Source organism: Limnohabitans sp. 2KL-51 (genome assembly GCF_003063645.1).
Taxonomy (GTDB): Bacteria; Pseudomonadota; Gammaproteobacteria; order Burkholderiales; family Burkholderiaceae_C; genus Limnohabitans_A.
Genome location: NZ_NESJ01000008.1, coordinates 72,786 through 87,884, shown reverse-complemented (window position 1 = coordinate 87,884; position 15,099 = coordinate 72,786). Strand labels below are relative to the sequence as shown.

10 protein-coding genes are annotated in these 15,099 nt (G+C 60.9%); 3 read left to right on the top strand and 7 right to left on the bottom strand.

Features of this window, described 5'->3' with window-relative positions; genetic code table 11:
- Positions 1–15 precede the first annotated feature (15 nt).
- Positions 16–1,206, top strand: coding sequence for an acyltransferase (locus B9Z49_RS10175; RefSeq protein ID WP_158273474.1), 1,191 nt, complete (start codon positions 16–18; stop codon positions 1,204–1,206).
- A 232-nt stretch (positions 1,207–1,438) separates the two neighbouring features.
- On the opposite strand, the gene cphA (B9Z49_RS10165) is transcribed toward B9Z49_RS10175, so the two are convergent.
- Together cphA (B9Z49_RS10165) and cphA (B9Z49_RS10160) are read right to left on the bottom strand one after the other, a co-directional pair.
- The gene (gene cphA, locus B9Z49_RS10165) at positions 1,439–4,015 is read right to left on the bottom strand and encodes a cyanophycin synthetase (protein ID WP_108353327.1); all 2,577 of its coding nucleotides are present in this window, start codon (positions 4,013–4,015) and stop codon (positions 1,439–1,441) included.
- Positions 4,016–4,061: 46 nt separating this feature from the next.
- A complete protein-coding gene (cphA, locus tag B9Z49_RS10160) occupies positions 4,062–6,248 on the bottom strand; it encodes a cyanophycin synthetase (protein WP_108353326.1) in 2,187 nt (728 codons plus the stop codon).
- A gap of 175 nt (positions 6,249–6,423) precedes the next feature.
- On the opposite strand from cphA (B9Z49_RS10160), the gene B9Z49_RS10155 reads away from it, so the two are divergent.
- Together B9Z49_RS10155 and B9Z49_RS10150 are read left to right on the top strand one after the other, a co-directional pair.
- Positions 6,424–8,745: an ABC transporter ATP-binding protein gene (locus B9Z49_RS10155; RefSeq protein ID WP_108353325.1), complete on the top strand. Its 2,322-nt coding sequence runs from the start codon at positions 6,424–6,426 to the stop codon at positions 8,743–8,745.
- Positions 8,742–9,206, top strand: a complete 465-nt coding sequence (locus B9Z49_RS10150) for a DUF1854 domain-containing protein (protein ID WP_108353324.1) — start codon at positions 8,742–8,744, stop codon at positions 9,204–9,206. The genes B9Z49_RS10155 and B9Z49_RS10150 overlap by 4 nt, the downstream gene beginning before the upstream one ends.
- 6 nt (positions 9,207–9,212) lie before the next feature.
- Here B9Z49_RS10150 and B9Z49_RS10145 read toward each other — a convergent pair whose 3' ends face one another.
- The 5 genes from B9Z49_RS10145 to B9Z49_RS10125 form a co-directional block, all read right to left on the bottom strand.
- Complete coding sequence (locus tag B9Z49_RS10145; protein WP_108353433.1) at positions 9,213–10,577, bottom strand: MBL fold metallo-hydrolase RNA specificity domain-containing protein; 1,365 nt, start codon at positions 10,575–10,577, stop codon at positions 9,213–9,215.
- 175 nt (positions 10,578–10,752) lie between these two features.
- Complete coding sequence (gene dnaJ, locus B9Z49_RS10140; protein WP_108353323.1) at positions 10,753–11,895, bottom strand: molecular chaperone DnaJ; 1,143 nt, start codon at positions 11,893–11,895, stop codon at positions 10,753–10,755.
- Between the two features lie 102 nt (positions 11,896–11,997).
- Positions 11,998–13,926, bottom strand: a complete 1,929-nt coding sequence (gene dnaK / locus B9Z49_RS10135) for a molecular chaperone DnaK (protein ID WP_108353322.1) — start codon at positions 13,924–13,926, stop codon at positions 11,998–12,000.
- An 87-nt stretch (positions 13,927–14,013) separates the two neighbouring features.
- Entirely contained in the window at positions 14,014–14,562 is a 549-nt protein-coding gene (gene grpE, locus B9Z49_RS10130; RefSeq protein WP_108353321.1) for a nucleotide exchange factor GrpE, read from the bottom strand.
- A gap of 178 nt (positions 14,563–14,740) precedes the next feature.
- Positions 14,741–15,091 carry an FKBP-type peptidyl-prolyl cis-trans isomerase gene (locus B9Z49_RS10125; RefSeq protein ID WP_108353320.1) on the bottom strand — a complete coding sequence of 117 codons (351 nt, stop codon included), beginning with the start codon at positions 15,089–15,091 and terminating at the stop codon, positions 14,741–14,743.
- Positions 15,092–15,099 lie beyond the last annotated feature (8 nt).

Sequence of the window (15,099 nt, the reverse complement as noted above, 5' to 3'; positions counted from 1 at the left end):
CTGCCTGAGTCGCCCTTGTCCAACACATCGCAGCGCCCTTCGGGGCGTTCTTTTTTGATCGATGCCTTCAAGGCTGCGGGCTGCTTGTTGATTGTGTTGCACCACTTGGCTTTTTACGGGCCCATGTCGGATGTGGTGGCCACGGCCTGGCCCGGTACAGTGAATTGGCTTTATGACCATGGCCGACTGGCGGTGCAGTTCTTCTTGGTGTGTGCGGGTTTTCTCACGGCAGGCAGTTTGGCGCGGTGCGAGTCACTGACGCTGTCCGAGGCCCTGAAGTTGGCCTGGCAGCGCTATTTGCGCCTGGCCATTCCCTTGCTGGCTGCACTGAGCTTCACCGTGCTGGTCAGCGAATGGGTGCGGCCCGGCTTTGCGCACGACAGCTTGTCGGCACCGCCCGATTGGGGCCAGGCACTGGCGCACATTGCGCTCATGCAGCATGTGCTGGGACTGGAGGCCTTGTCGGCAGGCATTTGGTACGTGGCGATCGATTTACAGTTGTACGCGATGACTTTGTTCAGTGTGCTTGTGCTGAATTTTTGGCCTCAGACAAAGGGGTCGCTTTCGGTCCACACACTGCGCTGGGCCATGTGGTTGGGCTTGACCTGCACCTCCTGGTGGTGGTGGAACCTTGACACGGATCTGGATGACCACGGCGTGTACTTCTTTGGCTCGTATGGCTTGGGCTTGCTGGCCTGGGAAGCCAGGCAGCATGTTCTCAACCCTCAGTCACCCGTCAAGCCCCATGCAAAAGTCAAGCACTGGTTCATCTGGGTCTTTTTTTTGGCGGTGGGTGCTGTGGCTTGGGGTTTGGGGCCTCGCTTGCGAATGGCGCTGGCCTTTGCGGTGGCTGCTGTGTTGATGGCCTCGCCTGCGACGTGGTTTTCGGGTGAGCGGCTTTCAGGTGCGTCTGGCGGGGGGGCTGGCCTGGCCGTGCTTCGCCGTGCCGTGGTGTGGGTCTCCACGGTGTCTTACTCGGTGTTTTTGATTCATTTTGGCGTGAGTCTGGCCGTCAGCGCATGGGTCACGGCGCATTGGCCCGGTGTGCTGTGGGCCAATGCTTTGGGCATGCTGGCGTCCTTGACCCTGTCTCTGCTCATGGGCGCTTGGCTTTATTACGGAGTCGAGCATCGTGCACCCACATGGCGGCTGTGGTCGATGTGGACCCTTGTTTTCATCGCCAGCGCGGTTTTGGCCATGCCTTGAGCTTCCAAGCAGAGGGCTCGCCCCCTGATGGATCCGGTCTGATTGAGTTTGAATGGCCCCTGTTTTTGTCGGCCATGCGGCTACGGTTGTCTTTGCAGGAGCCCACCCCTGTGGGCGATGGGCGTGCTCCACGCCCATCGCCCACAGGGGTGGGCTCCTACAAAAAGCCATCCCCTCAATTCAAGCATCTCTAGGCGAAGCACCTGAGCGGAGCACACCTTTTTGTCAGGACTCAGCGGGTTGCGCTGGCTTTGACTTTTTCGGTGATGTAGGCCAAAGCTTCTTCGACCTGATCGATCAAGATCAGGCACAGGTCACCCGGTGACAGACGCGACAGGGCGGTGTCGATGGCATTGAACTCACCCTGGATGTCTTGCACATGGGTGGTGCGCAACGCGCCTTGCAAGCCTTCGCGCAGCAAGCCGATCACCTCGCCGTCTTCGCGCCCGCGTTGGCAAGCGTCTTGGTACAGCAGCACTTCGTCAAAAGCTTTGCCCAGAATCTGGGTCTGGTCGCGGATGTCCTGGTCGCGCCGGTCACCTGCACCGCTGATCACCACAACGCGCTTGTTGGCGGGCATGTTCTCCACCGCCTGCACCAACGCATGGATGGCGTCCGGGTTGTGTCCGTAATCGGCAATGAGCGTGGCGCCTTTGTAGTCAAACAGGTTGAAGCGACCGGGTACGCCTTGGATGTCGCTGATGAATGTGGCCAGGCCTTGCGCAATCGCATCCCAGTGCACGTCGACCGCCCAAGCCGCGCCCACTGCCGCCAACACGTTTTCGGTCTGAAAACCGATCTGGCCTTGGCGTGTGAGTGGCACTTGGCTGAGGGGGATGCGGAACACCTGCTTGCCTTTTTGGGCCACGATGGCGCCGTCTTCTAAATAGACCACGCGTTTGCCCTGGGCGCGGTGTGTGGCCAGCACGGGGTGGTTGGCGTCGAGCGCAAAAAAGGTCACATCGCCCGGACAGTGCCGGGCCATGGCCACCACGGCCGGGTCATTGGCGTTGAGCACAGCCATGCCCTTGGGGTCCACGTTGAGCACAATCACCCGCTTGAGCACCGACAGGTCCTCCAGGGTGGTGATGTAGTTCAGGCCCAGGTGGTCGCCTGCACCCATGTTGGTGACCACCGCCACTTGGCAGCGGTCAAAGGCCAGGCCTTCGCGCAACAGGCCGCCTCGGGCGGTCTCGAACACGGCGGCGTCCACATCGGGGTGCATCAACACGTTGCGGGCGCTGCGCGGGCCGCTGCAGTCGCCTGAGTCGGTTTGGCGGCCATTGACGTAGACACCGTCGGTGTTGGTCATGCCCACGCGCAGGCCTTGGGCCTTGAGCAGGTGAGCAGCCAAGCGCACGGTGGTGGTCTTGCCGTTGGTGCCGGTCACAGCAATCACCGGAATGCGTCCATCGCCACCGCCCGGGAACATGAGGTCAATGACGGCTTTTCCCACGTCCCGGCCTTTGCCAAACGAGGGACTGATGTGCATGCGCAGGCCCGGTGCGGCGTTGAGCTCGACGATGCCGCCGTTTTGTTCTTCGAGCGGGCGCGAGAGCGATTCGCAGACCACGTCCACGCCGCAGATGTCCACGCCCACCATTTGTGCTGCCGCGATCACGCGGGCTTTGACCTCGGGGTGTACTTCGTCGGTCACGTCGGTGGCGGTGCCGCCGGTGGACAGGTTGGCGTTGTTGCGCAAAATCACGCGACGGCCCTTGGCGGGCACCGACTCGGGCTCCAGGTCTTGCGCATGCAGGCGGCCGATGGCGATGTCGTCAAAACGGATTTTGGTCAACGATGTTGCGTGACCTTCACCCCGGCGTGGGTCGGCATTGACCAGGTCTACCAATTGGCGCACGGTGTGCTTGCCATCGCCCACAACCAGCGGCGGCTCGCGCCTTGCGGCGGCCACCAGCTTGTCCCCTACCACCAACAGGCGGTAATCGTGGCCAGGCAAAAACTTTTCCACCAGCACGGTGCCGTAACGAACAGCGGTGGCATAGGCTTTGTCAAAAGCCTCTCGCGCAGTGATGTTGACCGAGACCCCTTTGCCCTGGTTGCCGTCTTGGGGTTTGACCACGACCGGCAGACCGATTTCATGGGCAATGGCCCAGGCTTCGTCCAGGCTCTTGGCCGGGCGTCCCATGGGCACGGGCACGCCTGCAGCGTGCAGCAGGCTTTTGGTCAGGTCCTTGTCTTGTGCAATCGATTCGGCAATGGCGCTAGTGGTGTCGGTTTCAGCGGCTTGAATGCGCCGCTGCTTGGCGCCCCAGCCAAATTGCACCATGCTGCCATCGGTGAGGCGGCGGATCGGTATGCCGCGTGCCATGGCGGCGTCCACGATGGAGCCGGTCGAAGGCCCAAGGCGCACATCTTCGTCGTGTTCGTGCAGTTTCGCGATGGCACCTTCCAGGTCGAAGCCGACACCTGCTGCTGCGGCCTGACACAGTTGCTCGGCCAGGCTCAACGCCAAACGCCCCACCACTTCTTCGGTGTATTGCACCACCACCTGAAACACGCCGGGCTCTTCGGTGGGCATGGTGCGGCTGAAAGATACCGGGCAGCCTGCGTGCGCCTGCAGGCTCAGGGTGACTTTTTCCAATGCATGGGCCAGCGTGACGGCCTCGCCCGGGCGCTGCCCATCAAACGGCCCGACCGCGGGAAAGATGCGCCGCAGCTGCTGCTCGACCGGGTGCTGCGCCGACAGGCCGCCGTCTTCGGGGTTGCATGTGACGATGGCTTCGATGGTGGTGTGTCGACTCCACAGATTGGGGCCACGCAAAGCGCGAATACGAGAAACTTGCATGAAGGGTGTTTCCAGGGGGGGGAGAACGGTGACGAGGGGCGATGTTTCAAGCGGTGGGCAAGTTGCCATAACTTTTGATTCCGGCCTTGATCAGATCGGTGCCAATGTCCATCGCCCAGGCTGCGCAGGCGGCCACCAGCATGTCGCTGGTGTTCAGGCTGCCCGTTTTCAAAAGCCGTGCCACGGCCGGACGATGGGTCGACAACACCAGGTGCTCTTTGGTGCCCTGGGCCAGCACCAGCTGGCCTTCGCGCCAAAAACCTACGCGATGACCTGCGCTGCGGTGCGTTTGCAGGCGGGTGTTGTGCTCATCGTCTGCATAGAGCAGCACACTGCCATCGCAGTGATTCGCCAGTGCAGCCACTTCGGGATCGGTGGCATTCAGCACCGCCGTGCCCTCGGGCAGCACCACATCGATTTGGGTGCGGATGTAGGCCGGCATTTTTTCATCGCCACCAGGGTACAGGTCGTCCAGACCGGTAGCGCGGGGCATGCGGGTGACGATGCCAATCTGGCAGCGGTCATAGGGCAGGCCTTGGGCCAGCAAATGGCGGGCATCGCTTTCAAACACAGCCGCTTGCACGCCCCGATTGATCAGCAAGCGCTGCGCTTGGGCCCAATCCATGCCGTCCTGGGTGGGCAGTAGGCGCTGGTTCAAGAACAAGCCATTGGCGCATGACAGTCCGGTGTGCAGGCCCATCAGGTGCAGCAACCACGCCAGCAATTGCGCAGGTTGGGTGGTGTCACCATCGCCCATAAGACCCACGACCGGAATGCGGCCATTGTCTTCGGGCTTGAACAAGTGGTTGGCAATCGCTTGGCCCACCGGGCGGGGTTGGCCAGTGGCGGGTTTGAGGTGCATGAGCAGGCCCGGGCCGGCATTGACCTCAACCACTGCGCCGCCTTGAGGCCCCAGGGGCTTGGCAATGTCTTGCGCCACCAGATCGACCCCGGCAATGTCCAGGCCCACCACGCGCGCCGCTAGCACCGCTTGCGCGGCCACATCGGGGTGCACCAGGTCGGTCACGTCCATCGACATGTTGCCGGTGCGCATGATGAGCACGCTGCGGCCAGCCTCGGGCACGCTCTGGGCACTCAGCCCCTGGCGCTTGAGTTCCAGCACCGAGGTGGTGTGGTCTTCCAGGCGTATGGTGTCCAGGGGAAAGTCTTCTTCCTCCCCCCGGCGCGGGTCGGAGTTGATCTGCAACTCTATGAGTTGTTGCACGGTGTGCATGCCATCGCCCACCACGCTGGCGGTTTCGCCTTTGTTGACCGCCACCACTTGGTCGCCCACCACCAGCAGGCGGTGCTCTTCACCCAAGATGAAACGCTCGACGATGACCTCGCTGCCTTCGGCCAGGGCGATGCCATAGGCCGCTTCGATGTCTTCTTGGCGCGACAGTTCCAGCGACACTCCCCGGGCGTGGTTGCCATCGGTGGGCTTGACGCAGACCGGCAGCCCGATATCCTGGGCCGCTGTCCAGGCCGCTTGGGGGCTGTCCACGATCTGGCCTTCTGGCACGGGTACACCGCACATGCTCAGCAGCTGCTTGGTCAGGTCCTTGTCTTTGGAGATGCCTTCGGCAATCGCGCTGGTGCGGTCGGTCTCGGCGGTCCAGATGCGACGCTGGCGCTGGCCATAGCCCAGCTGCACCAAGTTGCCATCGTTCATGCGAATGCTCGGGATGCCCCGGTCGGCGGCTGCATCAATGATGCTGGCGGTGCTGGGGCCAATGCAAAGACTGTCCACCATTTGGGTCAGTTGGGCGATGTGGCTGGCCACATCAAAGGGCTGGTCCGAGATGGCCGCCAAAATCAAATCGCGTGCACTGTGCAGGGCCTGGCGGCTCACGGCTTCATGCCGGGTGCGGATGACGACCTTGTAAACACCCCGAGGACCGGCTTCACGTGCTTTGCCAAAACCAGTTTGCATGCCGGCGCGTGATTGCAGCTCGAGCGCGACATGCTCCAAGATATGGCCGGGCCAAGTGCCTTCTGCCAGCCGCTTCAAAAAGCCACCACGCTCACCCACACTGCATCGGTGCTCGACAAGGCCGGGTAGCCAGGCCGCAAGGCGCTCGGCGAAGCCGGGCAGGGTGTTGGAGGGGCAGTCTTCCAAGTCGCCAATGTCGATCAGCGCTTCAATGACCGGCCGGTAAGTCCAGATGTTGGGGCCGCGCAAAGGGGTCATGCGCAGGAACTGAATGTGGTGGGGTGTGGGGTGTGCGCTCATGCTTGGGGGGTGCAGCGATAGAATCGGCGCTCGATCGCGGGGATGTCCAGCGTTTGGGCGGAAAGCTCAAGGTTCAACAGGGGCATGGCTTGGGCAGGCGGTGTCAACCGGGTTCGAAGTGTGTTTTTTTCGTCGCGCCACTGGGGCTCGACGGGTTCTTTGGGGTTCAGCCTTCATGTCTTCAGTACTTTCTTCTGCATCTTGGCGTTCGGTCGTGCCGGACGAGTGGCAAGCAGAAGTGCAATCGAAGCTGCAACCCGCTGAAAACGCTACAGCCTGGGTTTTGGTTGACTTGAACGCGGCACTGAAGTTCCACAAAATCGCCTTGATTTTGACCGATCGGCGTATCCTCACGGCCAATTTGAATGAAAAAAACTGGGAAAGCTGGTCCTTGGCAGAAAGCCAGCGATTGCGCCTGACGGACCACGCCGGGGTCGGGCAACTGGAGTTGAGTGATGCGCTAGGCCGCCTGGCCGTGTGGCGGTTCACCTTGGGCCTGCAAGACGCTGTGTTTCGCTGGGTGACGCAGTTCGAGGCGCAGCAAAGCCAGCACGCCCAAAGTCCGGGCAGTGTGCCCGCCGACCTCCAAGGGCGGCCTTTGCAATTGGCCCATGTCTCAGTGTGCCCGGTGTGCCAAGCCAGCCTGACCGAGGACGAGGACGAGTGCCCTGTTTGCAGCCGTGAAGACCTGAACCCGCCGTCCACCTGGACCTTGCTCAAACTCTGGCGCTTTGCACAACCTTACAAGCGTTCTTTGCTGGTCGGGTTTTTGCTGACCTTGGCCTCGACCGCCGCCACACTGGTGCCGCCTTACCTGACCATGCCCTTGATGGACGAGGTGCTGATTCCTTACCAAAATGGGGCCGACATCGACCCAGCTCTGGTGTCCCTGTACCTGCTGGGTTTGTTTGCTTCGGGTTTGCTGGCCTGGGGCCTGGGTTGGGCCAAAACCTACATCCTGGCCTTGGTGTCCGAGCGCATTGGCTCCGATTTACGCACCACCACCTATGAGCATTTGCTCAAGCTGTCGCTGGAGTATTTCGGTGGCCGACGCACCGGCGATCTGATCGCGCGCATCGGCAGCGAAACCGACCGCATCAACGTGTTTCTGTCACTGCACCTGTTGGACTTTGCCACAGACGTGCTGATGATTTTGATGACGGCCGTCATTTTGTTTTACATCAACCCCACGTTGGCGCTGGTGACCTTGTTGCCGCTGCCCTTCATTGGCTGGCTGATCCATGTGGTGCGCGAAAGACTGCGCACCGGTTTTGAAAAAATCGACCGCGTCTGGGCCGAGGTGACCAACGTGCTGACCGATACCATTCCCGGCATCCGGGTGGTCAAAGCCTTTGCCCAAGAAGACCGCGAATCCCAGCGCTTCAAGGACGCCAATGCGCACAACCTGCAGGTCAACGACAGGATCAACCGCGTTTGGTCGCTGTTCTCGCCCACGGTGACGCTGATGACCGAAATCGGCTTGCTGGTGGTTTGGGGCTTTGGCATCTGGCTGGTATCGGACGACCAAATCACCGTCGGTGTATTGACCGCGTTTTTGGCCTACATCGGGCGCTTTTATAGCCGATTGGATGCCATGAGCCGCATCGTCTCGAACACCCAAAAAGCAGCTGCGGGGGCCAAGCGGATATTTGATATTTTGGACCATGTCTCCAGCGTGCCCGAGCCACTCAAACCTGCGTCTTTGCCGGTCCATGTCCAAGGCCACATCACGCTGCGCGATGCAGGCTTTCGCTATGGCAACCGGGCCGTGATCCGCCAGCTCAACCTCGACATTCAGCCCGGCCAGATGATCGGTCTGGTGGGCCACAGCGGATCGGGCAAGAGCACGCTGGTCAACCTGATCTGCCGCTTTTATGACCTGAGCGAAGGGGCCATCGAGCTCGACGGCACCGACATCCGCCAGCTCAAGGTGGCCGACTACCGCCGTCAAATTGGTTTGGTGCTGCAAGAGCCGTTTTTGTTCTTCGGCACCATCGCCGACAACATCGCTTACGGCAAGCCTGACGCCACCCGTGAAGAGATCGTGGCCGCAGCCCGCGCCGCGCATGCCCACGAGTTCATTTTGCGCATGCCCCAAGGCTACGACTCTCTGGTGGGCGAGCGCGGGCAAGGCCTGTCGGGAGGTGAGCGCCAGCGCATCTCGATTGCGCGGGCCTTGCTCATCAACCCGCGCATCCTCATCCTGGACGAGGCCACTTCGGCGGTGGACACCGAGACCGAAAAAGAGATTCAAAAAGCGCTGGACAACCTGGTGCGCGGGCGCACAACGATTGCCATCGCGCACCGCTTGTCCACTTTGCGCAAGGCCGACCGTTTGGTGGTCATGGACAAAGGGGTGGTGGTCGAAGAGGGCACGCACGATATGCTCATGGAGGCCCAGGGCGCTTACTGGCGCCTGTACGAAGCGCAGCAGCGCCAGGCCGAAGCGGTGGCGGTGCTGGGCGGCAGCGACGAGGACAAGAAGGTGAGCGCATGAACCCGTTTGACTTGCAACGCGATGCTTTTGGCCTTTGGGTGCTGGTCTTGGCCAATGGCACGCGCCACAGCCCGGTGACGGCGCTGCGCGCTTATCCGGTTTCGGCCCCGGACCAAGGCGCCGCCTTGATGGACGCCGACGGCCATGAATTGCTTTGGGTGCCCGATCTCTCAGCGCTGCCACCCGACTTGCAAACCACGCTGCGCGTGGCTTTGGACGAGCGCGAATTTTTGCCAGAAATCCTGCGCTTGGACACGGTGAGCAGCCTGCTCACGCCCAGCACCTGGACGGTTCAGACCGATCGGGGCACCACGCAATTCATGCTCAAAGGCGAGGAAGACATCCGCCGCCTGACCGGCACCGTGCTGCTGATCAACGACGCCAATGGTGTGCAGTACATGATTCGCGATTTGGCAGCCATGGACAAACATTCCCGCAAACTGCTGGACCGTTTTCTCTGAGTGGCTTTAAAGTGGCCAGACCGAACCTTGCTCGGGCACCAGGGCACGCCATTTGATCTCATGCTCGATGCGCTGGCGCAGCATGTCGGACGCCTCGCGCTCGCCGTGAACCACATACACCTGCCCGGGTGCGCTGGGCATTTTGTGCAGCCAACTCAGCAGCTGGTTGGCATCGGCATGGGCCGAGGCCGATTCGATTTGTGCCACCTCTGCGCTTACCGCCACATCCTGCGCATGGATGCGGATGGTGTTGCGGCCACTGGCCAAGGCCGCCCCGCGGGTTCCTGGGGCCTGATAACCCGTCAAGATGATCATGTTGCGGTGGTCGCCCGCGTATTGCGCCAGGTGGTGCAAGACGCGTCCGCCCGTGGCCATGCCGCTGGCCGCCAGAATCACCATCGGACCGTGTCGCCGCGCCAATGATTTGGATTGCTCGGGGGTCTCCAGCATGGTGGCCACATGGTCCATGTTGCGCACTTCCTGCACGCTCAGGCGGTGCTCCCCTGGGTGGCGCTCAAACAGAGCCGTGGTGTGGATCGCCATTGGACTGTCCAGAAAAATCGGCAAACCCTTGGGAATCTTCCCTTCGGCCTTGAGCTGTGCAATGGTGTGCAACACAGCCTGCGCCCGCCCCACGGCAAACACCGGCACCACGGCTACGCCCCCGCGCGCAGCCAGTTTTTTCAGGAGCGGTCCGAGTTCCTCAAACAACTTTTCCTTGGGGTGCTGGCGGTCGCCATAGGTCGATTCGATCAAGACCGTGTCGGCCTGAGGGGGTGGCTCGGGCGGGTTCATCAGTGGGTCGTCAGGGCGGCCCAGATCGCCTGAAAAAAGGATGCTTCGCCCACCTACACCCAACAGCAAACTGGCCGCACCCAGAATGTGTCCCGCAGGCTGAAAGCGGGCTTTCCAGCCACGGATGGGCTCGAACCACTGGCCCTGATGCTCCGCATGCAATTGTTTGAGGCTCTGGATGGCCTCTTGCTTGGTGTACAGCGGGAGGGCCGGGGCGTGTTTGGAAAAGCCGTGCCGGTTGGCAAAATGTGCATCTTCTTCCTGGATGTGCCCGCTGTCGGGCAGCAAGATGGTGGCCAGTTCGCAAGTGGCTGAGGTGGCGTGCACTCGGCTTCGAAAACCGTTTTTCACCAGCAAGGGCAAGTAACCGCTGTGGTCCAGGTGCGCATGGGTTAGCACCACCGCATCGATGTTCGCCGGGTTAGCGGGCAGAGGGCTCCAGTTGCGCAAGCGCAGTTGTTTGTAGCCCTGAAACAGCCCGCAATCGACCAGCAGCCGTTTTTGGTTGTGCTCGATCAGGTACTTGGAGCCTGTGACGGTGTCGGCTCCGCCGAGGAAGGTGATGGTGGCGCTCATGCGCCCATGTTCACGGCATTGGTTGGCGCGAGTTTTGACTTGGGTCAACGAAATGGCTGGCCTGCAAATTCACCCCAGAGTGCGAGAGGGGTTGCGGCGGGTGACGATTTTTGCGTACCCGCCATGAGGAACCCGCCGCAACCCCTCTTGAACTGCCTTGCGGGTCAAATCAGACTCAAGCCCCGAAGAAACCTTTGAGCTTGTCGGTCCAGGTTTCTCCGCTCGGCTGGTGTTTGCCACCACCTTTGGAGAGAGACTCTTCAAACTCCTTGAGCAGTTTCTTTTGGTGTTCGGTCAGCTTGACCGGGGTCTCCACGGTGATGTGGCAATACAGGTCGCCCGGGTAGCTGCCGCGCACACCCTTGATGCCTTTGCCGCGCAGGCGGAATTGCTTGCCGGTCTGGGTGCCTTCGGGGATGTCGATCGCCGCTTTGCCGCCCAGCGTGGGCACCTCAATTTCCCCGCCCAAGCCCGCTTTGCTGAAGCTGATGGGCACCGCGCAGTGCAGGTCGTCGCCATCCCGCTCAAAAATCGAATGTTTCTTCAGGCGGATTTCAATGAACAAGTCGCCCGGTGGCCCACCGTTGGTGCCCGGCTCGCCATTGCCTGCACTTCGGATGCGCATGCCATCGTCGATGCCGGCCGGAATTTTGACTTCTAGGGTTTTTTGTTTCTTGACCTTGCCCTGGCCTTGGCAGGTGACGCATGGTTCGGGGATGATCTTGCCGGTGCCGCGGCAGTGCGGGCAGGTTTGCTGCACACTGAAAAAGCCTTGGCGCATTTGCACTTGGCCTTGGCCTTGGCAAGTCGCGCAGGTCTTGGCGGTGGTGCCCGGTTTGGCTCCGGTGCCGTGGCAAGTGTCGCATTCGTCCCAGCTCGGAATGCGCAATTGCGAGTCCTTGCCGTTGGCCGCTTCTTCTAGGGTGATCTCCATCGCATAGCTCAAGTCGCCGCCTCGGAAGACTTGACGACCACCACCACGTCCGCCCCGCGCTTGGCCACCAAAAATATCGCCAAAGATGTCGCCAAAGGCGTCACCAAAACCGCCAAAGCCTTCGGCCCCGCCGCGCATATTCGGGTCAACCCCGGCATGCCCGTGCTGGTCGTAGGCCGCGCGTTTTTGCGCGTCCGACAACATCTCGTAGGCCTCTTTGCCCTCTTTGAACTTGGCCTCGGCCTCTTTGGCCTTGGCGTCTTCACCCTGGTTGCGGTCAGGGTGGTACTTCATCGCCAGCTTGCGATAAGCCTTTTTGATGTCTTCGTCCGTGGCGTTTTTGGCAACGCCCAGCACTTCGTAAAAATCTCGTTTTGTCGCCATGGGGCAAATCCAACCGTTAGAACAAGAACGCCGCGAAGGCGATTCAGTGGCCTGAATCAGCTTGCGCGGCGGGACTGCGGCCAGGCCGCAGAGGGTGGGGTCTTAGCCCTTTTTGACTTCCTTGACTTCCGCGTCCACCACATTGTCGTCTTGTGGCTTGGCATCAGGCGCAGCGGCAGCACCGGCGCTGGCTGCAGCTTGCTGAGCTTGCATGTCGGCGTAGACCTTCTCGCCCAGCTTCTGGCTGGCGGTCATCAGGGCTTCGGTTTTGGCTTCGATGGCGTCTTTGTCTTCGCCCTTCAAAACCTCTTCCAGGGCCTTGGCGGCGGCTTCGATGGCTTCTTTTTCGGACGCTTCGATCTTGTCGCCGTGCTCGGTCAGGCTCTTTTTCACGCTGTGCACAGCGGCTTCACCGGCGTTGCGGGCCTGCACCAACTCCAGCTTTTTCTTGTCTTCCACTGCGTTCAGCTCGGCGTCTTTCACCATCTGCTGAATTTCGGCTTCGGACAAACCGGAGTTGGCCTTGATCGTGATCTTGTTTTCCTTGCCGGTGCCTTTGTCTTTGGCACCCACGTGCAAGATGCCGTTGGCGTCAATGTCAAACGACACTTCGATCTGGGGTGTGCCACGCGATGCGGGCGGGATGCCTTCCAGGTTGAATTCGCCCAAGGCCTTGTTGCCCGAAGCGATTTCGCGTTCGCCCTGGAACACCTTGATCGTCACGGCCGGCTGGTTGTCTTCAGCGGTCGAGAAAGTCTGTGCAAACTTGGTTGGGATAGTCGTGTTCTTAGTGATCATCTTGGTCATCACGCCGCCCATGGTTTCGATGCCCAAAGACAAGGGGGTCACGTCGAGCAGCAGCACGTCGGTGCGGTCGCCCGACAAGACCTGGCCTTGGATCGCAGCGCCCACGGCCACGGCTTCGTCGGGATTCACGTCTTTGCGGGGCTCTTTGCCGAAGAACTCTTTGACCTTCTCTTGCACCTTGGGCATGCGGGACATACCGCCGACCAAGATGATGTCGTCGATGTCACCGACCGCGACGCCCGCGTCTTTGATGGCCGTGCGGCAAGGGGCGATGGTGCGCTCGATCAACTCTTCCACCAACTGCTCCAGCTTGGCGCGGGTCAGCTTGATGTTCAGGTGCTTGGGGCCGGAGGCGTCGGCCGTGATGTAAGGCAAGTTGACGTCGGTGGCCGCCGAGCTGGACAGCTCGATCTTCGCTTTTTCAGCGGCTTCTTTCAGGCGCTGCAGGGCCAGCACGTCCTTGGCCAAATCGACGCCGGACTCTTTCTTGAACTCGGTGATGATGTGGTCGATGATGCGCTGGTCAAAGTCTTCGCCGCCCAGGAAGGTGTCGCCGTTGGTGGACAAAACTTCAAATTGCTTTTCGCCATCCACGTCGGCAATTTCGATGATGGACACGTCAAACGTGCCGCCACCCAAGTCATAGACAGCGATCTTGCGGTCGCCCTTTTCTTGCTTGTCCAGGCCAAAAGCCAAGGCTGCAGCGGTGGGCTCGTTGATGATGCGCTTGACATCCAAACCGGCGATGCGACCCGCGTCTTTGGTGGCTTGGCGCTGTGCATCGTTGAAGTAAGCCGGCACCGTGATCACGGCCTCGGTCACTTCTTCTCCGAGGTAGTCTTCGGCGGTTTTCTTCATCTTGCGCAGAATTTCGGCGCTGATTTGTGGTGGGGCCAATTTGTTGCCACGCACTTCCACCCAGGCGTCGCCGTTGTCGGCTTTGGCGATGGTGTAAGGCATCAGGTCGATGTCTTTTTGGACTTCTTTTTCGGCGAACTTGCGGCCGATCAAGCGCTTGACCGCGTACAAAGTGTTGCGGGGGTTGGTCACCGCTTGGCGCTTGGCCGATGCGCCAACCAGGATTTCGCCGTCTTCCTGGTAGGCAATGATGGAAGGGGTGGTGCGAGCGCCTTCGGCGTTTTCGATCACTTTGGTCGTGTTGCCTTCCATGATGGCCACGCACGAGTTGGTGGTGCCCAAGTCAATACCGATGATTCTTCCCATTTTGATACTCCGAAATTGGTTAAAAGTGCAATGTTTTGCAGTTGAGGCAGCTGGGACGCTTTTCAAGCCCCTCGCGCCGAAAAGGTTTTATTTGGGGGCGGTGACCGTCACCAAAGCCGGACGCAGCACCCGGTCAGCAATGGAATACCCCTTTTGCAGCACGCCCACCACGCTGTTGGGCTCTTGCTCGGCCGGCACCACGCTGATGGCCTGGTGGTGGTGCGGGTCGAACTTGGTGCCTGGTGGTGGGTCGATGGCCAGCACTTTGTTGCGCTCCAGCGCGCTTTTGAGCTGGCGAAGCGTGGCCTCTGACCCTTCGCGGATCTGCTCGATCGTGACGTTGGGCAGGGCCAAACCTGCTTCCAGGCTGTCCAGCACAGGCAGCAGGCTGTCGGCGAAACCCTCCACGGCAAATTTGCGGGCCTTGGCGATTTCGTCGTCGGCGCGGCGGCGGGCGTTTTGCACATCGGCTTGGGCGCGCAGGTACTGGTCGGCAAGATCGGCGTTTTGCGCCTTCAGGTTGGCCAGTTCGGCCTGGGCATCGGCCAGCGGGTCGGTGGGGGTCATGGCTGCAGCAGCGGCCAACTCTTCGTCACTCAGGGGCTTGGGGTCTTGGTTGTGTGTGGCTTCTGACATGAACAATGTCCGCAAAAAATAGATACCCCTTGCAAATAGGGGCGTTGTTACAGGCTTCAAGGGGGGCTTTGCAGTTCAGTGGCCACGGGAATGGCGCAAAAATACAGCAAAAATAGCGCAAGAAAAACCCGCCCAAAGGCGGGTAGGTCGGAAAAGCTGCAGCCTTTTCGCCTTGGTCTCAATCGAGGGCCAGCAGTTCCACGTCGAACTTCAAGGTGGCGTTGGGTGGGATCACGCCACCAGCGCCGCGTGCGCCGTAGCCCAGCTCGGCCGGGATGATCAGGGTGCGTTGACCGCCCACCTTCATGCCGGCCACGCCTTCGTCCCAACCCTTGATGACCATGCCAGCGCCCAGGCCGAACACAAAGGGGTCACGGCGGTCACGGCTGGAGTCAAATTTCGCGCCTTGTTCGCCGTCTTTAAAGAGCCAGCCGGTGTAGTGAACGGTGACGTCTTGACCCGCCGTGGCGACTTCGCCTTCGCCGACAACGGTGTCTTCGTATTGCAGGCCTGAGGAGGTGGTGTTCATGAGGGGCA

Bases quoted from the DNA above. Each gene is read 5' to 3' on its own strand.
- B9Z49_RS10145 (WP_108353433.1), bottom strand. From the start codon at position 10,577: ATGAGCGCCACCATCACCTTCCTCGGCGGAGCCGACACCGTCACAGGC.
- cphA (WP_108353326.1), bottom strand. From the start codon at position 6,248: ATGAGCGCACACCCCACACCCCACCACATTCAGTTCCTGCGCATGACC.
- B9Z49_RS10125 (WP_108353320.1), bottom strand. From the start codon at position 15,091: ATGAACACCACCTCCTCAGGCCTGCAATACGAAGACACCGTTGTCGGC.
- B9Z49_RS10155 (WP_108353325.1), top strand. From the start codon at position 6,424: ATGTCTTCAGTACTTTCTTCTGCATCTTGGCGTTCGGTCGTGCCGGAC.
- dnaK (WP_108353322.1), bottom strand. From the start codon at position 13,926: ATGGGAAGAATCATCGGTATTGACTTGGGCACCACCAACTCGTGCGTG.
- cphA (WP_108353327.1), bottom strand. From the start codon at position 4,015: ATGCAAGTTTCTCGTATTCGCGCTTTGCGTGGCCCCAATCTGTGGAGT.
- B9Z49_RS10150 (WP_108353324.1), top strand. From the start codon at position 8,742: ATGAACCCGTTTGACTTGCAACGCGATGCTTTTGGCCTTTGGGTGCTG.
- grpE (WP_108353321.1), bottom strand. From the start codon at position 14,562: ATGTCAGAAGCCACACACAACCAAGACCCCAAGCCCCTGAGTGACGAA.
- dnaJ (WP_108353323.1), bottom strand. From the start codon at position 11,895: ATGGCGACAAAACGAGATTTTTACGAAGTGCTGGGCGTTGCCAAAAAC.